This window comes from Vibrio sp. RW, from assembly GCF_027587105.1.
GTDB lineage: Bacteria > Pseudomonadota > Gammaproteobacteria > Enterobacterales > Vibrionaceae > Vibrio > Vibrio toranzoniae.
This window is the reverse complement of sequence record NZ_JAPPTM010000037.1, coordinates 1-22,400: the sequence shown is the minus strand read 5'-3', so window position 1 is coordinate 22,400 and position 22,400 is coordinate 1. Positions and strand designations below refer to the sequence as shown.

The following is a 22,400-nucleotide window of genomic DNA, read 5'->3' as shown; positions in this document are numbered from 1 at the left end:
TATGAGAATAATATTAGCGTGTATTTTGAGCGTGTTCTGTTTTTCGAACGTAAGCTTTGCTGCATTGCAAACCGGAAAAACAGTCACCGTTCCACATCACAAATCAACGCATGTGGTGTTGTCTGGGAAAGCAAGCAAAGTGTCGCTTGGAGACCCAGAAGTTCTTGATATTGTGATGTTGAAATCCAACGAACTGTTTCTAATCGGGAAAAAGTTAGGAGCGACCAATTTGATGGCTTGGGATTCAAGAGGTCAGTTGATCGAGTCTATCAATATCGAAGTTACCCATGATCTTAATAGTTTAAAAGCAAAGTTGTATGAATTTTTGCCTGACGAAACGATTGAGGTGCATAGTGCACAAAATCGCTTATTGTTGAGTGGTCAGGTAAGTAACCAACAGCAAATGAACGTGGCGATGCGAATCGCGGAAACGTATTCTTCTGGAAAAACCGCCGACGACTCAAAAGACAGTGGTAGTGAGCAAGCCGATGCTACCGGTGTCATCAATTTGATGTCTATCGGTGGGGCTCAACAAGTGATGTTAGAGGTAACCGTTGCAGAGGTTCAAAGAAGCTTAGTAAGAAAGTTCGATGCCAATTTTCACTTTTTCCAAACTAGCGGTTCGGATTTTTCTTGGGGGGGATCGTCTGTTCCTGCGGGAGTGCTAGGCGCTACGCCTATCTTTGATATTCCCACCTCAACTGACTACGGAATATTAGGGTCTTTCATCGATAGTAACACTCTGTTTACTTTCGCTTTAGATGTCGCTAAACAAAATGGGGTTGCAAAGGTATTAGCTGAGCCGAATCTAACCGCATTGAGTGGCTCTAAGGCTGAGTTTTTAGCTGGTGGTGAGTTTCCGATCCCGGTTCCCGACGATGATGGTATTACTATTGAGTACAAAGAATATGGTGTGGGGCTGAAATTCATCCCGACGGTACTCAGCGACCAAAAAATCAACCTTAACCTAGCGGTAGATGTGAGTGAAATTGCCAACAGCAGCTCTTTGACTATCGACCCCGGTTCTACGAATGCGACGTACTTCATCCCACCTATCACGCGTCGCAGTGCTTCCTCCACGCTAGAGCTTGCTGATGGTCAAACCATCGGTATTGCGGGTCTATTAAGTGAGAACGTGCGTGATGTCAGCAACAAAATGCCAGGTATTGGGGATGTGCCGATTTTAGGTCAGCTTTTTAATAGCCAAGAATACGTATCTGGAGAAACTGAACTCGTGATTTTAGTGACACCGAGGTTAGCGAAGCCTATCGATAGAAACAAAGTAACTTTGCCGACAGATGCTTTCGTGAATCCTAATGACTTGGAATATTACTTGTTAGGTAGGAGCGCTTACATTGCGGAACCTTCGGATTCCGAAGAGCACGGCAGTGTAAGTTCCAACAAGGGGATCTCACCGACTGATGGTGGTAGTGAAGGCTCATTTGGTCATGATTTATAAGGAGATAGATATGATTAGAACAATGATGGCATTTCTCGTCGTTCTATTGGTGGGTTGCGCGAATGATGCCCCGTTAGGGCAGTCGGTAGTGAAGGTGACGATGGAGCAAACGTATAACCCTAATGCGACTAAAGAGAATTTGCAGGTGTTACCTGATGGTACTGGGGAGCGAATGCAAGCGGGCTACGACAGCTATGTGGGGAAAGGTGATGAGGAGCTTGCTGGGAGCAGTAGCCAGGTCTTTGATAAGTTAAATTGATGCAAGTAATTAGGCGTTGATATGGCACTTAGTCATAGGTACAGCTTAAAAAGATCTCTTTGGGAACAATTGGTTTTTTGAGCTTTATATAGTGAGATTAAATGGCAAACATTGTCAGTGAGTCATGCCATCATCGAAATTGATCTTATGTATAAAAGGAAGGATTCGATGATATTAGGACAAGGTGTCCGCAATGAAGACAGGTGGGAATATGGGCGAAGCAATTGATATTTTACCGAATGAAGACGATGCAATTCGCCTTAAAACCAACTTGAATGTATGGCTGATTTATAACAATGAGAATTTTCACTCTCATATGAGACAGCAACTTAAACGCTGTCGAAATGTGCACATCGAGTCATTTTCTTTACTTGGGATGACGGAAGAGTATGTGAAGAATATTGATGCTCCCGATCTTATCTTCGTCGAAGCCAGTGGTAGTTGGGCTCAAAAAATGGTGGATTTGCAAAGCTATAATCTACAACTAGAAGACCATGATTTATCTTTGGTTGTGTTTGGTGATGAGAATGACAACGGGTCGCTGAAAATAGCGCTCAGACTTGGAGCCTCGGATTTTCTGTCTCACGATATTTCTATTTCTGGTCTTCTGCCTCTGCTTAAGAAAACGGCAGCAGAGAAAATCGAAAACTCAAGCTACGGAGAAGTGTTCTTATTTATCAACACCAAAGGTGGAATGGGAGCGACAACTTTAGCGCTTAACACGGCCGTAGAAATAGCGACCTATCACCCGGATGAGGTCCTTTTACTCGATATAGACCTTCAGTTTGGTGTAATCCCTGAATATTTGAACATCACCCCAAGCTATAGTATTTCGGATGCAATTGATAGCTCGAATGATTTGGATGAGATGTCGTTGGGTAGCTTGGTGAACAAGCACTCGTCAGGGTTACACGTGTTGAGCTTTAAGCATGAAAACAACGCCGATGATTATGAACACGCCCAGAAAATTGGAAAGTTGTTACCCGTATTACGTCGTTTCTATCGCTACATTATTATCGATTTCTCTCGAGGATTAGATCATATCTTCGCATCGGCTATTTCTCCTGCGACTAAGGTATTACTTGTTGCACAGCAAACCTTAGTGTCAGTCAAAAACAGTAACCGATTGGTTAGAACTTTGAAATTTGAGTATGGGTTACAGCAAGACGCAATTGAGATCATTGTGAATCGTTATGAAAAACGACAAACCATTAAGTTATCAGATATAGAACAAACCGTTGGAAAGCATGATATCCATTTAATGCCTAACGATTTTAAAGTAGCGCTCGAGAGCGCCAATTTAGGTCAGCCTTTGGTTGAGTCAAAAAAGAAGAGTTCGATTACACGATCGATCATAGATTTGTCTCATATCCTTTCACCTCCAGATCAGGAAGAAAAAGGCTGGTTCAAAAAGATATTTTCATAGGCTGTTTGTTCTAAGCATAAATGAGGGATCGTTATGTTCTTTAAACGAAAAAATGTAAACCCTGAGTTTGAAAAGAAAGTAGAACAATTTTCTCAACAAGAAAGTGAGAACACCGCAACTTTTCCTCAGGGTGGCGTAAGTGAATCTACTGTTGCTCAAGGCTTAAATGCTAATGAGGAACAGGAAGCAATGGTTAATGGAGCAAAGAAAATCCTAGAGCAAGAGCTTTCCATTAAACACTACTTCCATAAGCAGCTGCTTGAAACACTCGATCTTGGGCTACTTTCGAGCCTTGATAAAGAACGCGCAAAGGTTGATCTTCATGAAGCTATTGTTCAATTAATGGCAGACGATCAAAGTCATGCCATGAGTGCTGAAGGTCGGAAAAGGGTTATCAAGCAAATCGAAGATGAAGTATTTGGTTTAGGGCCTTTGGAGCCGTTGTTGGCCGATAAAACGGTATCTGATATTTTGGTTAACGGACCTAAGAATGTATTTGTTGAGCGTGGCGGTAAATTAGAAAAAACGCCCTATACATTTTTAGATGACCGACATCTTAGAAACATCATAGATCGTATTGTCAGCCAAGTGGGACGTCGAATTGATGAAGCGTCTCCAATGGTAGATGCTAGACTGGTCGATGGTTCACGGGTAAATGCGATTATCCCTCCTCTTGCTTTAGACGGCCCATCGGTATCCATTCGACGTTTCGCAGTAGACAGCTTAACCATGGACAACTTATTGGAGTATAAGTCAGTCTCCCCACAAATGGCTAAGTTCGTTGAAGCAGCTGTCAAAGGTGAACTTAACATCTTGATTTCAGGCGGTACTGGTTCAGGAAAAACCACCACCTTGAACATCTTCTCTGGTTTTATTCCCCGCGACCAACGAATTATTACGATCGAAGATTCGGCCGAACTTCAACTTCAGCAACCTCACGTTATTCGCTTAGAAACTCGCCCTGCAAACCTTGAAGGTAAAGGGGAGATCAGTCAACGGGAGCTCGTAAAAAATACTCTGCGTATGAGGCCAGACCGGATTGTTGTTGGTGAGGTGCGTGGCAGTGAAGCTGTAGATATGTTGGCAGCGATGAACACTGGACACGATGGATCATTGGCAACCATTCACGCCAATACCCCCCGCGATGCTTTAAGTCGTGTCGAGAATATGTTCTCGATGGCGGGCTGGAATATTTCGACGAAAAACCTCCGAGCACAGATTGCTTCTGCGATTCATTTGGTGGTTCAAATGGAAAGGCAAGAAGACGGTAAGCGTCGTATGGTTAGCATTCAAGAGATCAATGGTATGGAAGGAGATATCATCACTATGTCTGAGATTTTTCACTTTCAGCGTCAAGGCGTAGATGAGCATGGCAACATCTTAGGTTATTACACAGCAACGGGTGTGGTGCCTCAGTCTCATGACCAGTTGGTTAAACGTGGTCTTAACTTGCCGTTTGAACTGTTTGCTGAGTCTCATAGCTGAGGAGCCGATTATGGATAACGTCACTGTATCGCTGGCCCTATTATTTGTCGCGGTGTTGTTTATTTCTCAGGCATTGTTGTTGCCCGCAGCCGGTAAAAAAGCCAAGCACAAAGAGCTATCTCGCCGTTTAAAAGAGACACAAAGAAACATTGATGAAGAGAGTTTGTCGCTCTTAAAAGATCACTACAACAAAGAGTTATCACCTATTGACCGAAAGTTGATTGTTATTCCTTTCTTTGCAGATCTGAAACGAATGCTTGAATTAGCAGGCCTTAAGATCACATTGAGTCGCTTCTTGTTGATTGTATTTTTATGCGGAACCTTATTGGCCCTGACCGCCTTGGTTTTCAATCAAGTGTGGTTTATTTGTGTCGCTCTTTTTGTTTTTGCTTGGGTATTGGCTTATCTGTTTGTACAAAATAGAGTTACATACAGAATTGCACGATTTGAAGAGCAGCTTCCTGATGCTTTGGATATCATTCGTCGGGCTCTGCAGGCGGGTCAGCCATTAGTTCAGTCTTTCAATGAAGTTGGTGAAGAGATGCCGGAGCCTATTGGGGGCGAGTTCAAAAATACTTATAACTTACTTAATTATGGCTATGACTTAAGGCTCGCTATTTTACAAATGTCAGAAAGAATACCGACGGTTTCTATGTTGGCTTTTTCAAGCGCGGTAATGCTACAGAAAGAAACCGGGGGGAACCTTTCTGAAAATCTACAAAAAGTGTCTGAAGTATTAAGAGCCCGCTTTAAATTAGAAAGAAAAATCAGAACTCTTTCTGCTGAGAGCCGACTTTCTGCGTGGATACTGACTCTTTCTCCATTTGCTCTCTTTTTTGGACTCAAATTTGTAAACCCAGAATACATCGAGCCTTTGTATAGTGATCCTAGAGGAGTATCAATGGTGAGTATCGGGGTTATTCTACTTGCCATTGGCGCCCTGTGGATAAGAAAAATAATCAATATAGAGATCTAGATTATGGAACTATTAGATATCGAAGCATGGAAAGTTGCTATCTCTGAGTTCAGTTTAAGCAATCAGTTTTTTCTTTATGGAATGATCTTGCTGACCACGGTTTTACTGACTTTTACTTTAGGCTTTTTGTTCATTGGTTCTCGCTCACCGTTAGATAAGAAGTTAAAGCAGATATCTGAAGGTAACTCTGCGAAGCATAGAAAGCCTTATGATTTTAGTCATACGTTAGAGTCTTTGAGTCCTTTAATTGGGCGCGGTAATGCTAAAGACAACGAAACTTACTCTCAGAAATTAATGCATGCCGGATACCATGACAAAAGTGCATTATCAATTTTTTACGCAATCAAAATCTTATCTGCTTTAATCGGGCTAGTGTTCGCGTTTGCTGTTTACTACCTGTCTATAGGTAATACTTACAACAGCTTGTTGGTGATTACTTGTATTTTTGTCGGTACTTTTTTGCCTAATTATATGTTGTTTCGATTTCAAAAGGAGCGCCAAAAAAAAATTAGAAACGGTGTTCCTGATGCTCTTGACCTTCTGGTAGTTTGTACGGAATCCGGACTTGGCTTTAATGCTGCTCTTGGCAGAGTGGCTTCTGAGCTCTATGTTTCTCAACCGGAATTGGCTGACGAACTGGAAACTGTGTTTGCCAAAATCCAAGCGGGTGTCACTATGCCAGATGCATTGAGTCAACTCGTCGAACGGACTGGGCTTCGTGAATTGGAAGGGCTTGTGTCTTTGCTCTCTCATGCATCAAGAATGGGCGGAAGTCTAGCCCAAACTCTACGTGACTATACCGAAGACTTTCGAGATAAACGCCAACAGGCTGCGGAAGAAATTGCAGCAAAAATCCCCACAAAAATGTTATTTCCCATGTTGTTATTCATTTGGCCTTGCTTCTTTATCGTTGCTCTTGGGCCCGGAATGATGATTGTAATGGATGCACTGACATCTCCAGGAGCGAGTTTATGATACGAATGAATCGAATGGTTTTACTTTTATTACCGCTATTGATTCTCGGGTGTGCCTCTTCTGATGAACCAACTAATCAGTTTGATGCCGAGTTGTATTCGGGGAAACCAATTGACACTTTAACCAGTGACGACCCACCCGTCAGTGAAAAAGAAGCCATCATGCGAGGTGATGTTGCACTTAGAGACAACAATGTCGATTTAGCTCTCTATGAGTACATTCGATCTCTGTCTTTTCCTGAACAAGAGTTTCACGACAAAACGTTGTTTACTATCGGTCGAATTCACATCTCTAGAGGTAACTACGCTCTCGCTGAGAAAGCATATCTAGCGGCTTTAGACTTTAACCCTGCACATACTGAAGTACTTGAACAGTTAGGTGTTTTATATACCAAACAGCGCCGTACAGACGAAGGTCGTAGCTATTTCTTTAAGGCGGTTAATGCAGACCAACTTCGTCTGAAAAGTAGTGAAACGACTAAGAATTACCAAGCTCTAAGTCAAAGTGAAGTTGCTAGCTTAAAGGTTGATAGCATGTCTCCAGCATTGGCTTACATGGGCATTGGTGTGTTAGAAGATGTTGATGGAAAACACCAGATAGCCCAAGAGTATTTTAAAAAGTCGCTCACTATTGATAAGACTTCAGTCAAAGCTTTGCTGAATATGGGCTACTCTCATTACATGTACGGTAATTACAAAGAAGCGTATCAATATACTCGTTCAGCTTTAGAGATTGAACCCAACAATGAGAAGGCTCAGAACAATCTTGCACTTATCTATTTGGCATCAGGTGATGTGAAAAAGGCAATAAACGTGTTTATGCGTCATATGGATGCGCCTGAAGCTTTGAACAATGTCGGCTACTTTTTAATTATTCAAGGGCGACCTGATGAAGCGATCCCTTACCTTCAACAAGCCATAGACAAAAAGCCTTCTTATTACAAGATCGCTAATGAGAACCTAAATCGAGCGTTGGCAGAGGTAAGAGAAATGAAGGCAAGTACACCGATATAGTGTTGCTGTATCGCAGTTACTTCTATAAAGCCATAACATAAATGTACATAGCCTCTGACAAGCTCCTTGCAGGGGCGAATGGTTTGTTAACGAACTAGTGTTTGGGTTTTTAGTCGCTGGCCGCTCTTAATGTCAGATAGTTCCAGATTACAGATAGCTAAGAACCACACCCGCAGCGATAAAGGCACCAACTAGACCAACGATAGATAGTTTGACGGATTTCAATAACCAAATACCAACAATGATCAGAGCGAAGTCTAAGCCGCTGCTCACCGCACTAGTGAAAATGGGCTGATATAGAGCCGCAAGCAGTAAACCAACAACGGCCGCATTTACCCCCGAAAGTGCACCCGCCACCAGAGGTTTGCTCGCAATTGCTTGCCAGTTCTTCAGTACACCTAGTAGCAATAAGAAGCCAGGTAAGAACACGGCAATCGTTGCTAGCAGTGCGCCTGTAATTGGCGCTGATGGCATTAATACATAACCTAGATAAGTGGCTAATGTAAACATGGGTCCTGGGACTGCTTGTGCCGCGGCATAGCCGGTTAAGAAGGCATCTTGCGACAGTTGGTCGCCAATACCATTTTGTAGTAAAGGAAGAACCACGTGACCGCCACCGAATACCAAACTGCCAGCTTGGTAGAACAGGCCAAACACTTCAATGCCCTGAGAGTATGCGCTGAACAGAGGAAGGCAAACTAACAGGGCTACGAAAATAACGAGCGGTGTTATGGATATTTTGTGTGTCGATGGAACTGTTATTAGCTTTTTCGAGGTTAAGAACTTACTGCCAACGGTCGCTGCAAATAGAAGCACTAAAACTTGAGACCAGATCCCTGGAACCAACAGCAGAACGATCGCAGTAATCACACATAAGGCGGTCGCTACCTTCGATTGGCAAAAGTTTTTATACATGCCAAACGTTGCATCAGCCACAACCACAACCGCAAGTAATTTCAAACCGTGAATGATGGAATTGAACAGTGGCGCTTCCAATAATTGATTGCTCACTAAAGCCAATATCAGCATCAGGATAACTGATGGGGATGTGAAGCCGACAAAGGCGGCAATAGCACCAGTCAAGCCACCTTTCTTGTAGCCAACTGCAAAGCCAACTTGGCTTGAACCTGGGCCAGGTAGGAACTGACTAAGAGCAACAATTTGCCCGTATTCTTCGTCGGATAACCAGTTCAGTTTCTCAACAAAGGTGTTACGGAAGTAGCCTATATGTGCCGCTGGCCCACCAAAGCTAATCCAGCCAAGCAAGAAAAAAGTTTTAAAAATTGAAAGCATGATCGATTCCAGATAAAGGTTTAGCGTAATTTAGGTGGAGTTGAATTATGATTCAAATTAATTATTTTAATTATAATTATTAATGAAATGGGTTTGGATGTATGGCTGATTTTAACTGGAAAGGTATTGACCTTAACCTGCTGATTGCACTGCAGGCATTGCATAAAACCAACAGTGTAAGCAAGGCAGCGGAGCGTTGTTACGTTAGCCAGTCTGCAATGAGTCATAGCCTACAAAGATTACGAAAGCTGTTTGATGACCCATTGTTTGAACGTGTTGGTAGTAGGATGGAAGCGACTGACCGAGCCATTGAGTTATCAAGCACCGTCGATGCGTTGCTTAATACTATTCAATCTGAGGTTCTGTTGTCCAAAAGGTTCGAAGTTGATAGTTATAAAGGCAGTTGGAAAATAGGGCTTACCGATTACGCGGAACAGATGTTTGGTCCAATGATCTTCGATTTTATTAAGCAAGCTTCGCCACGATCTCAAGTCGCATTTTTTAACGTTAATCGAACCAATTATCAGCAGGTGTTTGAAGAGGCTAAGCTAGATATTGCGATAGGCTGTTTTGGTGAAGCACCTAAATTGTATGGCACTGAACTTCTCTACACCGAGCAACATGTCTGCTTGCTTGATGAATCTGTTTTGGATGTTGAACAGCCTATGTCACTGCAATCATTTGTCTCTGTGGAGCACGCCTTAGTGTCTTCTAACGGATCGCTAAAAACGGCGGTTGATATTAAGTTGGCCGAATTGGGTTACACAAGAAAAGTGGCAATTGCATCGAGTAACTTTTTAACAGTAAAACGATTGATTAGTGGAAGAAAGCTATTGTGTATTGTGCCTAAATTAGTCGCTAGAAATGCCCCTGATGTTGATAGCTCACTGATAGCAATCGCTCCGCCGATAGATGTCCCAGATTTTGATATCCAGCTTGTTTACCGTAAGGGAAAAGAATTAGACGATAAGCACACTCACTTAAGGAAAGTAATCACCCAAGCGGTTGAGATTGTTATTACTGCCGAGTAATTGAGGGCGTGTTCCTTCGGAGTAAGTAACCGATCAAGTGCCAGAGAGCAACAACAAGTATTGCGCCGAAATAGCCATCTACCGCGTAATGCCATGCCAAATGTACGGAGCCAACTTGAATAAAAAACGCATAAATCCAAGCTAAGTAACCGAGTTTTCTATTTAGTCTGAATAATGCCATCGCAACCAGCACGGATATTGTTACGTGCATACTCGGCATGGCTGATATTCCAGTCCCTATATCCCCAATACCTCCTTCATAATTTGCCCATAAGGCATCTTGAGTGCTGAGAGCCCACAAAGAAAACAAACCATGCTCAGTGAGTTCTGCGCTCTGCATGTCTAATCTTTGTATCAAAGAGATATACAAATCTTGGTCATTGAAGTAGCTAATATAAACGGGGCCCGCAGATGAAAGAAGGGTGGCCATAATGTTACCAATAATAAACCACGAACTTAAAAATGTGAGCAAAAACTGGTTACGAAGTTGGTCATCTTTTCGATGAATAACAAAGTAAAGTAGCATCCCCCACATGATAAAAAACCATAAGTTATACAAGATGTTGATAGCTAGTGAAGATATTGAATTGGGTAGGAAAAAGTGGGTAATCTCCCAAGGTGAAACGCCGAAGTGTAACCACTTATCTAAATGGTACAGGTCGAGATCTAAAAAGTACGGGTTGAGATAAGGAATGACCGATTTTAAAAAGGTATAGCTTGAGAATGAGATGTTTAACACGAGCATTAACAAAACAAAATAGATCGGTTTTGATACAGGAAATAACAGTGTTTTTATTTTCTGGATAAATTGTCTGGTGGGTCTTTTTTCTCGATTAAATAGTAGATGGCAGTAGTAGTACGTCGCCCATAATATAAAGGTGACATAGCAGACTGTCGCTAAGATCTCTAAGTAGGTGTATATATTATACTGAACTTCATGAGGCACAAAATAATTAACAATTAGCGTTACCGGAGTCGTGAACCCAACATAATATAAAATCAGTTTGTTTCTTCTGAATTCATGACGTAAAGACAACAACAAGTTTGATTGTTCTTTGTGAGGAGCGGGTTTTACGGTTGTCGTCTCTGAATCCATGTTACCCCTCATCAAGATTTCCTATCATGATTAAAGGTTAGTTCATTTGGACTGGTTTTCTACTTTAGGCTCATTTGCTATTGCAAAAATAAACGAAATAATTCCTTCCATTTTTCACAATCCGACTATACTTAGATTACGACTCAAAGCAGTCGTAGAGAATAGGCTTTTTGATTTACCGAAGTATAAAAAATGGTTTATATCTTATTGGTATAGATAAAAACTCTACCAGGCTAAACGGACTTAGTTGGTCTTAAAGCGCTAGATCCCCCTAGCGCTTTTTCTTTTCTGTTTGACTCTGGTGACTGACCTTTGATTAACGATCTTCTGTGACCGATATATTCAGCTCATCTACTTATAATAAGACGTTGCTAGGCCTGCTTCCGCTTCTTCCTAATGATCACCACAAATCAGCGAAGCGATCAATGAGGTTAGAAATGCAAGTCTAAAAACGATTAGCGACATGAATTCTTCCCAGCTATTTTAGTGACCTAAGCCCTATGTGAAGGCTAATTACTCTGTTAGGAAATAAAGTTCTGTACAAATACCTTTTGTGAATTTATATTCAAGTTTGTCTTATATTTATTCTTATATTTTAGGGTTAAGGTGTACCTATGGAACAGACAGATATCACGTCACTCATCCCCATTGCGATTACTTTGGTGTTGTCGTTGGCGACAAGGAATGTGGTGATTGGCCTTTTTGCTGGCGTGCTAAGTGGTGTTGCGATGCTGACTGGCATGTTTAGCGAACTCAATCCGCTTGATACGTTTGGTACCATGGTCAAAGGTTACCTAGTCCCTCAACTCACTGACAGCTACAACGCTGGTGTGATCATGCTGTTGGTGTTCATCGGTGGCTTTGTTGCTCTGATGGAGAAGTCAGGTGGTGGCGTTGCGTTTGCAAAGCGAGTGACTCAGTGGGTAAGCAATAAATGCCAAGCTCAATTGTCAGCATGGTTGGGTGGAATCGTTATATTTTTCTCTGACTTAGGCACCCCTTTAATCGTTGGCCCTGTTTTTCGTCCCCTTTTCGATAAACTGAAACTTTCTAGACAGAAGCTAGCATTCATTATCGACTCAACCTCGTCGCCAGTTGCCATCCTTATTCCTTTCATTGGGTGGGGCGTTTACATCATGAGCCTGATCCAAAAAGAGTTTACGGCGTTGAATGTCAACATGTCCGATTGGGATGCGTTCATCGGTGCAATTCCTTTTCAGTTCTACGCATTCCTCGCGATTTTCATCGTTCCGCTCGTGTCCGTTAAAGGTTTAGACTTTGGGCCAATGGCAAAAGCTGAGCGTGATTGCCAAGCAGGAATTAACTCTGGCGTGAATAACGAATCACTAAATCCGTTCTCGCATAAAAATGCAACGGCATCTTTTGTCTGGGCACCATTGTTAGTGATGCTGGTGGTGTTGTGTGCCATGCTGGTTCCACAAGGCTTCCCGTTCCAAAAGGTCGCGGGTTCATCGTTCAGAGCAGCTCTATCATCGGCTTACTTCTTTGCCGCGATCACCTTGATTTCACTCATGGCTTACTACGGAGTAAGAAAGCTATCTGATGGTGTTTCAGTGTACTTAAAAGGTATGGGAAACATGATGCCAGTGGCGATCATTTTGGTATTGGCTTGGGCGTTAAGTACAGTCGGTAAAGAGTTGGGTGCAGCGGCTTATATTGCCGAGCAAGCACAGAGTGGTTTCCCTTATTGGCTAGTGCCTGCGGTCGCTTTTTTGTTGTCGGCCATTATTTCATTTTCTACCGGTTCGTCGTGGGGAACCTTCGCGATAATGATGCCATTGGTTATTCCAACCGCGATTGCGATTGATGCACCACTACTCGTCGCAATTGGTGCTGTGTTATCGGGCGGTTTGTTTGGTGACCATTGCTCACCGATCTCTGAAACAACGATTCTTTCTTCAACAGGGGCAGGGTGTGACCAGTTTGAACACTTTAAAACACAGCTTCCTTATGCGTTGATGAACGGTTCTATTGCTCTGATTAGTTTTGTAGTGGCAGGCTTTACGGGAAGTGCACTGGTTGTGTTGGGTGCTCTTGTTGTTCAGTTGCTTGTTGTGACACTGCTAGCCAAGCGTGATGCGAGTAAAAACGCTTCTTCAGAAGTTCAACCTCAAGTCTCTGATTCTAAAATACAACAAGCGTAATTTAAGATTACAAACGAGGGATGAGGCTTAATGAATAGATACGGGATGCGAGTAAACGAGTAACGAAAAGCTTGCTCTCTATCTATTGTTCTTCATTTTATAACCTGCATCTCACTTACTTCAGTCTAACCATCTTCTTCGCATCCCGAATCTCGTTTACTCGTACCTAAACAAACAAGCGCGATAGAGATCCTATTAATTGATAATTTCAATGAATCAATATGTTCACTATAAAATCAATTCTCCATAAGATCATTTGTACAATCTTAGTTTTCGATAACTGGATTACCTAGTCGTACGGTTTATAGATTAAAATTTTATGATAATTTTTATCGTTTTTTTTTAATTAACCACTTTAATAAGGTAAATTCGCAATGTCGACCAAACTAGCTAACCCAGCGCCATTAGGCTTAATGGGTTTCGGTATGACCACTATTCTTCTTAATATCCATAATGCAGGTTTTTTCCCAATCGATTCTATGATTCTTGCAATGGGTATTTTTTACGGTGGTTTGAGCCAAGTTATCGTGGGCACTATGTGTTTCAAACGTGGTGATACGTTCGGTACGACTGCATTTACGTCATATGGCCTATTTTGGTTATCTCTAGTTGGTTTGATCGTAATGCCTTACATGGGGCTTCCAGCAAGCCCTGCTGAATTCATGGGTTGGTACTTACTACTTTGGGGTATCTTCACAGGCTTCATGTTCATCGGTTCTCTATGCTACCCAGTAGCGAAGCAAGTGGTATTCGGTTCACTCACTATTTTGTTCTTCCTACTTGCCGCTCGTGATTTTACTGGCAGCGAATTCATCGGCACTATCGCTGGTTTTGAGGGTATCTTCTGTGGCGCTTCTGCTATCTACTTTGCAATGGCACAAGTAATCAACAACGAATACGGCCGCACAGTACTGCCTATTGGTGAGAAGAAAGCACCTCAAATGGCAACACAAGAAATCGCTGCATAATGTAGTGCTTCTTAGAAATATAAAAAGGGTTAGCCATGGCTAACCCTTTTTTGCATTTTGCTTCAAATAAAAACAGAATCTAAAACATCGTTGTTATTTAAAGTCGTTTCATCATTGGAACGTCTTACGCTGAAGGCTGCTCTACAGGCTTGCTATCTGCCGCATCGGCTTCAGGCGATTTACCCGTTTTTCTTTTGTACTTTTCTTCCCAGTAAGTCGCCCCTTTAATACCTAGTTTCACAGGGTTGAACGTGTACTCAGTGACGCCTTGTTTTTGTTGCTCTTCGTAATCAGCCAGTGCTTTAAGCGCAGGCTTAGACATGAAGAAGATAATCAGAATGCCGACGATGTTTAACCATGCCATCAAGCCAACACCTACATCACCCATTGCCCATGCAAGGTTCGCTGTTTTAACTGTGCCATAGAAAACCGCAGTGATAAGAACAAGCTTAAGTACGAACATCATGCCAGGGATTTTGATGGTACGACGTAGGTAAGCAATGTTCGTTTCTGCGATGTAGTAGTAAGCAAGAATCGTTGTAAATGCGAAGAAGAACAGAGCAAATGCGATGAACGGCTTACCAACCCCTGGTAGAGCACTTTCAATTGCAAGCTGTGTAAATACAGGACCATTCGCACCAATGTTGGCTGCTAAGTTCTGAACAAGGAATACACCTTCTGCACCGCCGTGAACGTTGTAAGCACCAGTGATGATGATCATAAACGCGGTTGCAGAACATACTAGAAGTGTATCGATGTAGATAGAGAAGGATTGAACCAAACCTTGCTGAGCCGGGTGATCAACACTTGCCGCCGCAGCCGCGTGAGGACCAGTACCTTGACCCGCTTCGTTTGAGTAAACACCACGCTTAACACCCCAACCAATTGCAGCACCGAAGCCCGCCATAGGTGTGAATGCATCATTAACTATCATAGAGAAAACAACCGGAACTTGGCCGATGTTTAGTAGGATGATAACGAACGCGATGATGATGTAAGCCAATGCCATGAATGGGACAACGATCTGCGTGAAGTTCGCAATACGTTTAACACCACCGAAGATGATGAAACCAAGAATGATAGCGACAACAGTACCAGTAAAAATTTTAGCGAAACTGAATGTACCGACAGCTGTTTCGATCATAGCACCTGAACCAAATGCAGCTTCTACAGCGTTACCGATACTGTTTGACTGAACACCTGGAAGTAAAATACCACAAGCAAAAATAGTCGCGATTGCAAAGATCCATGCGTACCACTTCTGACCCATCGCTTTTTCGATGTAGTAAGCCGGGCCACCACGGAACTGGCCTTCGTCTTCTTCTTTATAGATTTGCGCTAGCGTAGATTCTGCGAAAGCAGTCGCGGCGCCAAAGAAGGCTACAACCCACATCCAGAATACCGCACCTGGGCCACCGAAACCGATAGCAGCAGCAACACCTGCAATGTTACCTGTACCTACACGACCAGATAGCGAAACAGCTAGAGCTTGGAAAGATGAGATACCTTTGGTTGAACTTTTACCCGAAAGTAACAAGCGCCACATTTCAAAGAAGTGACGGATTTGTACAAATCGAGTCATGATGGAGTAGAACAAACCAGCACCTAAACATAGGTAGATAAGTACTGGACTCCAGATTATTCCATTCAAAAAATCAACGAATGACTGCATGAGTATTTTCCCTGTTAGTTTTACTTATGATTGTTTTTCGAACAACACAATACTTCACTTGTAATGTAAGTGTTAAATTATTTAACTACGCAATAGAATTCTTGTGACATAAAGCAAGTTACAGGAGGCATTTGTTAACGCTTAGTGCTAGTTCGTAAATCGTTTTATTTAACCTAAAGTGCAACTGGTTGCTTTTGCTTTTGTTTAACTAAGTGCATAAATAATGATTAAAACAAACAAGCAAAGTGCAGGGGGATAGCGGAAGGTTGTCGACCTATGTGAGCAATCTGATCGTGAGTCAATAATGGGCCGTTAACCTACAAAGGACTAGCGTGTATAAGAGTTATCTGAATCCAGATCTGGATTAGCTTGTGCTTCTAAATGCGCCACTTCTTCATCTAGCTGAGCTATTTTCTCAGCCATCAATGCATGACAGCGATTGGCAAGCGCTTTAGCATCACTGAGCTTGTATTCAGTGACATCGATAGGTTCAAGCATTTCGGTGATCACAATGCCGTTATTGAGCCGATTAAGATCGATCTTATTGTGAGTTGTGCTGGTACACATAGGGGTAATCGGTACACCAGCCTCAATAGCCATCCGGAAAGCACCCGTTTTGAATGGCAGCAGTCCCCGTCCTTTACTGCGTGTCCCTTCTGGGTAAACCCAAACAGACAGATCTCTTCGATGAATATCTTCAGCAACTTGCTTGATAGTATCGCGCGCTTTGGACTTGTCTTCACGGTTAATCAAAATATTACCCGTAATCCAATACAATAAACCAAAGAAAGGAACCCACAACAAATCACGCTTACCCAATGTCACCGTGCGAGGCCTTAACATTCCAGGATCGGTTACAAAATCAAACACGCTCTGGTGGTTAGAGATATATACACTTTTCTCAGGTGTCGGCGCATTGTCTAGGCCACGTTGCACCGTTTTTACCCCTACGATCTTTTGCAGTTGATGGAAGCAACGACAAAAAAGGTACACATGCTTAGGGTTTTTGGGGCTAAAAATGCAGTAAACAAAAGCAAATAGGGTGATAATAATAATTAATATCGTAGCCATGATAAGACGAAGAACAGCAAGCACAATTCACTCCTTACTCACTACAAAACTGCAGTGGTTAAATCGTTTAAGGTAATTGGAGTTTTTACTCTATTTAACGAAATTGCAACAATTAACCACGCTAGATGTCTAATTTGAGATATACATATAAAACAATGGCTAACAATAGGCTGCAGACGGCCTTGTGGGCTTACAGGTGTTCGCTAGCGATAGCTTAAGATTGCCAATATTTCTTATTTGGGTCTTCATTTTCTACCCATTCCGGATCTTGGCGTGACTCTAAATACATTTGTAGGCCGCTATAAGACATGAAAGCCGCTGGCCCTCCTAAGTGCTCGAAATAGTCAAAATACTCATCTTCGAGCGAGCAAAGATGGGCCAAATCTTTAACGTTATTCACCATCGCCCATTGAATGGCGAACACCGGAGCTGTCGAACCTGAAATCGTGACTTCTTCGACATTTGGGTTGAACAGTGAGTTGGCTTGCTTAAGCTGTATCTCTTCTTGTTCAGACGCTTGCTGTAACACCTCTTCGATGATCTCTAAGCGTTTGGTATTAGAGACATTCTTGTTCAGCTTGGCGATTCGAAGCGCCAAGCTGAACCGGTCAGGTGACAATATGTCGACAAGTTGTGTTAACAGTTCTTTGTCTACCCCTGTCGCTTTAGTGAAATAATCGATACATGAAGTGGTTGAGGCATAACGAGTCCCCTCAAACTCAAAGCCACTGGTGTCGTCATATACCTCTAGAGGGATGTCATCAACCGATAAAAGCCAGCCTTTGTACTCTACTCGTTGTTTGGCTATTTGATACATCTTCCAAGCACTGCGTCCAAACCCGCCTAGTGTCGAACCAGAAAAGTCTGAATCGATAAGTTCTTGTTCCGTCCAATTCTCACCAATACCCAGGTGCTTAGCGTACTTATCGATGAGCGAATGTTTTATCTGATCGCGCACCGCCCAAATTGAAGTCAGGTCTTTCGCATACTTAACATTCGCGCATTCTTTACATGCTGGCAGCGCTATCGGTGCATGCTCAACCTTGGCAAAAAGCTGATCGGTTTTAGGAAACTCAACGCTGTGATTAGAAGGCTCACCACAAAACCAACAGGTATGGCGAAGATTAAATGGAGTGTCTATATGCGAGTATGGGGTCATTAGTCTTTTATCGGTTGAATGTTTGAGGTTGGGTTCATCATTGTAAAAGTAATTATCTCTGTTCGAGTGCTACCTTGCACCTGGTTTGTTTCACTTTTCTATGGAGGTGGCTGAACTTATATGTGCCACTAGTAATCCGGTAGGGCCCCTATTACTATGGTGTTAGTTTCCTCACTCCAATAGCGCATATGTCCTCATCGATTCCACTTATTTCGAACAGCAGTTCTTTTCTGAAGCGGCACTTTCTTTACCCAATATTCCATCCACTGTCGAGACTTCGAAGAGGTGTTTGACGCAATGGGTTTAGAAGTACGAGGTGTAAAAAGCCGACTGCTAATTAGTGAGTGGCACAGAGTGTCTTGCTAACTCTCTAAATATGCATCCTTTAAAAAACGATTGGGAAAACAATGAAATACATCGGAATTGATGGCTGTAAGACGGGGTGGATAGCTTGGGTTGTCTCTGGCAATGAGCTACCTACGTTCAAAGTGGTAAACACGCTCGATGAGTTAGTCGATGAACTTGCAGGTTCAACAACGTTAATCGATATGCCGATTGGTTTTAGTGATGCACAGACTCCAGATCGTTTATGCGACAAAGCAGCAAGGCGTTTTCTTACCAGCAAGCGGGGATCTTCTGTGTTTCCTGTGCCTTGCCGTGAGGCGGTTTATCAAACTGATTATATTGCGGCGTGTCATGCCAATGTGCAGCAGCTTGATAAGAAATTTTCTAAACAGACTTGGGGAATAGTGCCCAAGATTCGTGAGCTTGATGAACTCATTGAAGCTCACCCAAATCTATTAATACGAGAGTCACACCCTGAAGTGGTGTTCGCAGCTTTGAAAGGGGAACCGTTGACGTTTTCAAAACGAACGCAAGAAGGCAAAGAGGAACGGCTTTTCGTTATTCAGCAACTCGTCCCGCAATGGTGTGAGGGCTTGGCGCTAGCTATCTCAAACACTAAGCGTAAAGACGTCGCGATAGATGATATTTACGATGCTTTCGTACTGATGTTGATTGCCTATCACGCTCCGAAATTATCAACCTTATCTGAGTCTTCTGATGCTGGTGGAGAAGCTGATACGGATCAGAACGGACGAGTTAGAGAGATTGTCTATTGGAATAAAGCGCGCTAACAAAGCTTGCGCTCAACTTGGCTTCATATGTTATTTTCCAACCCACTGTTACTTTTCAATCTTACTATTTTTGAGTCTTTGATATGAAACGTTTTATTGTCGGTTGTCTGGTCACTGTGCTCAGTTCAGCGAGTTATGCTCAAGTTGCCCCTATATCTCAATGGCAATGCGACATGATGAAAAAGAACAACGTCTTGAGTAGTGGTGCGCCTGTTGGTTGTGAGCGGTTATCCAAAGTGGACTTTGATTTCATTAACTTTAACGGCGAAGCGCAGCAGGGCAACATGATCGTGCTTGATGTGATCGCGCCTGCTGTTGAGCGAATCTTTTTAGAGCTAAAACAGCGTAACTTCCCATTGCATTCTGCGCGTCTAATGCGTGAGTTTTACGGTGATGATAACGCCTCGATGGAAGCCAATAACAGCAGCGCATTTAATGCTCGGGCTATCACTGGCGGAGGAGACTGGTCGAAGCATGCCTATGGTGTGGCGATAGACATCAACCCAGTTCAAAACCCTTTCTTAGACATCGATAACAACGGACGAATCACGGTAAAACCTTCACAATCTGCGAGCAACTATGTGAACCGTACTCGCTTTCGAGCGCGTGATGACATTGAACGCCGAGGCATGGCAGAAGATGTCGTCGAGCTGTTTGCTCATCATGGTTTTATGATCTGGGGAGGGGATTGGAATACCCCGATCGATACTCAGCATTTCGAGATCGGTTCAAGAAGATTTGTTAACCAACTACTCGCTAAACCGCTACCTGAAGCAAAAATTCTATTTGAGCGATACGTTGAATCTTACCGCCAATGTTTTAACAAGAATAAAGGCGAGGGAGCAGAAAAAGCTCGCGCTGTCTGTGCAAAGAAAACAGTCGGGACTTTTTAGTGCTATGTTTATCTAGAACCGTTTGTGTTTTAGCAAGTTAAACTCGCTTCTAGTGTATTGTGAATAGCTAAGGTCAGCGCTTGTCGTTGGCCTTTTTTGTATTCGTTTCTTCAATATCACATCGACTATTGAACAGGTTATTGGGTATCCATTAGTCAATAACTGATGAAGTAATGTGGCGCAAAGTCATCGGTTTGTCATTGAAAAAGTCATAACGTAAACGTTATGTGAGAACCATTGCTGGTGGGGGAACTCTTTGCCGAATCGCCAGTATTATTAGTGAACTGATCACAACGGACCAACTAATGAAAAAGATACCTTTGGCTCTAACTCTTTTAAGCACTCTACTTTTTTCACAATATTCTTTGGCTACAGACACTTCACACACCACTCAAAACCCGACTTACGAACTCGATGGTAAGGCGGTATTAGGCCGTACAGAGAATGTGTACCTTTCTAGCGTTCAAGGGCTTAAAGACGTTCCTTTCATTGGTAAAATCGATACCGGTGCAGAAACCACCTCTATGCATGCGGAAGATATTCATGTGAAGAGCACGAATGCCGATTACAAGAATTTTAAAGACAACGAGTTGATGGCGGCGTTAACCGAAGATGTGTTGAACAATAGTGATGTTGACTACAATGATTGGGAAGGCAGTACCTTTGCAAAATATGAAGCAGTGGTCTCTTTCAAGGTTCAAAACCCACGTACAGGTGACATGGTATTGATTGAGGCGCCATTGGAGCGTGTCAGCATGATCCGCAGCCGAACCAGTAGCACGCCTTTGCTCCGCCCTACGGTTAAAATGTCTCTGACTATTGCGGATCAAGAATTAAAAACAGACGTTAACCTTACCGACAGAAGCCATTTCTCTGCACCGGTGCTGATTGGTAAAACTTTCCTTGCTGACAACGCGCTGGTGTTTGCGGGTTATGACTACTTGCAAGAGCAAGAGAACGCAATAGTGGTAGGTCGAAAAGAGGTGGTGTCTGTTTCGGGAATGGCGATGAACGCGACCTTCTCTTTAAAGAATCGCTACAGTATTTTGCACGCAAAAAATATCAATGTAGACAAGAAAAACAATGAAGTGACGTTTGATATGTTCGACAAGGACGGCAAACAGAAAGAGGTGACATTGCCGTTGGTTCGCATGTTAAGCGTAAGTGGAAACAAGAGACCATTAGTGTATGTACCTGTTCAACTTGATGAGAACACGACTAAAGATGTTCTAGTGTACTTACGTGACCGTTCAAGCAGCAGCTCACAGCTAAGATTGGGCACCAACACAGCTAGCGAACTCTTTATGATTGATACCAACGCTGAGAATATTCTTTCAGAAGGTTCTGAGAGTTTTAGTGATGTGGCTGAGGCTAGTGAACCGTTGATCATCTCGCCGGAAGAAGATATTACCATCGACAACTTCCCACTCAAGGCTGTGGCTTCTTTCACGGTAAATACACCCATGTTGAAGGTCGACAGTTTTGAGATTATCGGCAAGGGCAAAGATGAATCTGTTGAGTTCTACCTAACTGACATAAATGGCGAAAAGCAGAAGGTGACCAAGCCGATTATTAAAAAACTGAAAGTAGGGGAAGATACTCGCCCTGTTGTGAACGGTGAGTTCTCGGCTTCTGGCAAAGTTCGTCAGCAAGACTTCGCGGTTGATGTGCTAGACAGCAATGAAAAAGAAGCCTACTTCACCCTTGGTAAGAAGATGGCGAAAGAGGGCGTTTACGTGAACACGCGTTCTGACTACCTACTGAAAGCCGAGCCTCTGTTTAAAGTAGGACACATTGAAGTGGTTGAAGTGAACGGCATGACATTCCCTGCCAAGCTAGACACAGGTGCCGATGTAAGCTCAATGAATGCGGTGAACATCAAACGCTTCAAGAAAGATGGACAAGACATGGTGAGTTTTACCTACCAAAACAACCAAGGTGATAAGCAAGACTTCACCAAGCCAGTGATTGATGTAATGCGTATTAAAGCCAAAAAAGGTGAGAAGGTGAACATTCGGCCTGTCGTTGAAATGAACGTTAAGTTAGGTGACCTAGAGAAGAAGGTGAGAGTGAACCTTCAAGATCGTTCACGCTTCGAATACAGCATGATCTTAGGTAAGAACTTCTTAAAGCACGGCGCAGTAGTGAGCAGCGATGAAGATTATGTGCTGGGTGATATGGATTAACACCTAAACCTGCTTCTATTCGGCCACACATTTCAGTATTGGGATGTGTGGTTTTTTGTTGAGTGTCTGTCTTTGATGTTGATGTACTAGCAACTAAGTCACTGCTCTCTATCAACTTCTGCATCTTCAGGCCCAAA

17 protein-coding genes and 1 pseudogene are annotated in these 22,400 nt (G+C 42.8%); 13 read left to right on the top strand and 5 right to left on the bottom strand.

Annotation, left to right across the window (positions count from 1 at the left end; genetic code table 11):
• The first annotated feature begins 1 nt into the window (after nt 1).
• The 7 genes and pseudogenes from OCT63_RS19635 (at nt 2) to OCT63_RS19605 (ending at nt 7,593) form a co-directional block, all read left to right on the top strand.
• On the top strand, nt 2-1,459 hold the full coding sequence (locus OCT63_RS19635) for a type II and III secretion system protein family protein (RefSeq protein WP_269984395.1): 1,458 nt from the start codon (nt 2-4) through the stop codon (nt 1,457-1,459).
• Nucleotides 1,422-1,718 carry a hypothetical protein gene (locus OCT63_RS19630; protein WP_201023951.1) on the top strand — a complete coding sequence of 99 codons (297 nt, stop codon included), beginning with the start codon at nt 1,422-1,424 and terminating at the stop codon, nt 1,716-1,718. Before OCT63_RS19635 ends, OCT63_RS19630 begins: the two co-directional genes overlap by 38 nt.
• Before the next feature lie 211 nt (nt 1,719-1,929).
• Nucleotides 1,930-3,144 (top strand): AAA family ATPase, encoded by a 1,215-nt coding sequence (locus OCT63_RS19625; RefSeq protein WP_060468598.1) that lies wholly within the window; start codon nt 1,930-1,932, stop codon nt 3,142-3,144.
• Between the two features lie 198 nt (nt 3,145-3,342).
• A pseudogene (locus OCT63_RS19620) lies at nt 3,343-4,629 on the top strand (CpaF family protein); the annotation flags it as partial.
• Nucleotides 4,630-4,639: 10 nt separating this feature from the next.
• Nucleotides 4,640-5,605 carry a type II secretion system F family protein gene (locus OCT63_RS19615; RefSeq protein WP_060468504.1) on the top strand — a complete coding sequence of 322 codons (966 nt, stop codon included), beginning with the start codon at nt 4,640-4,642 and terminating at the stop codon, nt 5,603-5,605.
• A 3-nt stretch (nt 5,606-5,608) separates the two neighbouring features.
• Entirely contained in the window at nt 5,609-6,580 is a 972-nt protein-coding gene (locus tag OCT63_RS19610) for a type II secretion system F family protein (RefSeq protein ID WP_269984393.1), read from the top strand.
• Nucleotides 6,577-7,593, top strand: a complete 1,017-nt coding sequence (locus tag OCT63_RS19605; protein ID WP_269984392.1) for a tetratricopeptide repeat protein — start codon at nt 6,577-6,579, stop codon at nt 7,591-7,593. The genes OCT63_RS19610 and OCT63_RS19605 overlap by 4 nt, the downstream gene beginning before the upstream one ends.
• A gap of 147 nt (nt 7,594-7,740) precedes the next feature.
• Here OCT63_RS19605 and chrA read toward each other — a convergent pair whose 3' ends face one another.
• On the bottom strand, nt 7,741-8,886 hold the full coding sequence (gene chrA, locus OCT63_RS19600) for a chromate efflux transporter (protein WP_161673043.1): 1,146 nt from the start codon (nt 8,884-8,886) through the stop codon (nt 7,741-7,743).
• A 101-nt stretch (nt 8,887-8,987) separates the two neighbouring features.
• Between chrA and OCT63_RS19595 the strand changes: the two genes are divergently transcribed.
• The gene (locus OCT63_RS19595; protein WP_269984391.1) at nt 8,988-9,917 is read left to right on the top strand and encodes a LysR family transcriptional regulator; all 930 of its coding nucleotides are present in this window, start codon (nt 8,988-8,990) and stop codon (nt 9,915-9,917) included.
• Here the strand turns inward: OCT63_RS19595 and OCT63_RS19590 are convergent.
• Entirely contained in the window at nt 9,904-11,025 is a 1,122-nt protein-coding gene (locus OCT63_RS19590; protein ID WP_269984390.1) for a phosphatase PAP2 family protein, read from the bottom strand. The genes OCT63_RS19595 and OCT63_RS19590 overlap by 14 nt on opposite strands.
• A gap of 602 nt (nt 11,026-11,627) precedes the next feature.
• On the opposite strand from OCT63_RS19590, the gene OCT63_RS19585 reads away from it, so the two are divergent.
• Complete coding sequence (locus OCT63_RS19585; RefSeq protein WP_269984389.1) at nt 11,628-13,178, top strand: Na+/H+ antiporter NhaC family protein; 1,551 nt, start codon at nt 11,628-11,630, stop codon at nt 13,176-13,178.
• Between the two features lie 374 nt (nt 13,179-13,552).
• Nucleotides 13,553-14,146, top strand: coding sequence for an acetate uptake transporter (locus OCT63_RS19580; protein ID WP_060468497.1), 594 nt, complete (start codon nt 13,553-13,555; stop codon nt 14,144-14,146).
• A 124-nt stretch (nt 14,147-14,270) separates the two neighbouring features.
• Here OCT63_RS19580 and OCT63_RS19575 read toward each other — a convergent pair whose 3' ends face one another.
• The 3 genes from OCT63_RS19575 to OCT63_RS19565 all read right to left on the bottom strand — a co-directional run bounded on the left by OCT63_RS19575 (nt 14,271) and on the right by OCT63_RS19565 (nt 18,048).
• On the bottom strand, nt 14,271-15,818 hold the full coding sequence (locus tag OCT63_RS19575; protein WP_161673049.1) for an alanine/glycine:cation symporter family protein: 1,548 nt from the start codon (nt 15,816-15,818) through the stop codon (nt 14,271-14,273).
• 327 nt (nt 15,819-16,145) lie between these two features.
• On the bottom strand, nt 16,146-16,913 hold the full coding sequence (locus tag OCT63_RS19570; protein WP_161673051.1) for a 1-acylglycerol-3-phosphate O-acyltransferase: 768 nt from the start codon (nt 16,911-16,913) through the stop codon (nt 16,146-16,148).
• A gap of 190 nt (nt 16,914-17,103) precedes the next feature.
• The gene (locus OCT63_RS19565) at nt 17,104-18,048 is read right to left on the bottom strand and encodes a hypothetical protein (RefSeq protein WP_161685720.1); all 945 of its coding nucleotides are present in this window, start codon (nt 18,046-18,048) and stop codon (nt 17,104-17,106) included.
• A 407-nt stretch (nt 18,049-18,455) separates the two neighbouring features.
• On the opposite strand from OCT63_RS19565, the gene OCT63_RS19560 reads away from it, so the two are divergent.
• The 3 genes from OCT63_RS19560 (at nt 18,456) to OCT63_RS19550 (ending at nt 22,263) form a co-directional block, all read left to right on the top strand.
• The gene (locus OCT63_RS19560) at nt 18,456-19,184 is read left to right on the top strand and encodes a DUF429 domain-containing protein (protein WP_060468493.1); all 729 of its coding nucleotides are present in this window, start codon (nt 18,456-18,458) and stop codon (nt 19,182-19,184) included.
• Between the two features lie 83 nt (nt 19,185-19,267).
• Entirely contained in the window at nt 19,268-20,077 is an 810-nt protein-coding gene (locus tag OCT63_RS19555) for a M15 family metallopeptidase (RefSeq protein ID WP_269984388.1), read from the top strand.
• A 305-nt stretch (nt 20,078-20,382) separates the two neighbouring features.
• Nucleotides 20,383-22,263: an ATP-dependent zinc protease family protein gene (locus tag OCT63_RS19550; RefSeq protein WP_269984387.1), complete on the top strand. Its 1,881-nt coding sequence runs from the start codon at nt 20,383-20,385 to the stop codon at nt 22,261-22,263.
• The last annotated feature ends 137 nt before the right edge of the window (nt 22,264-22,400 follow it).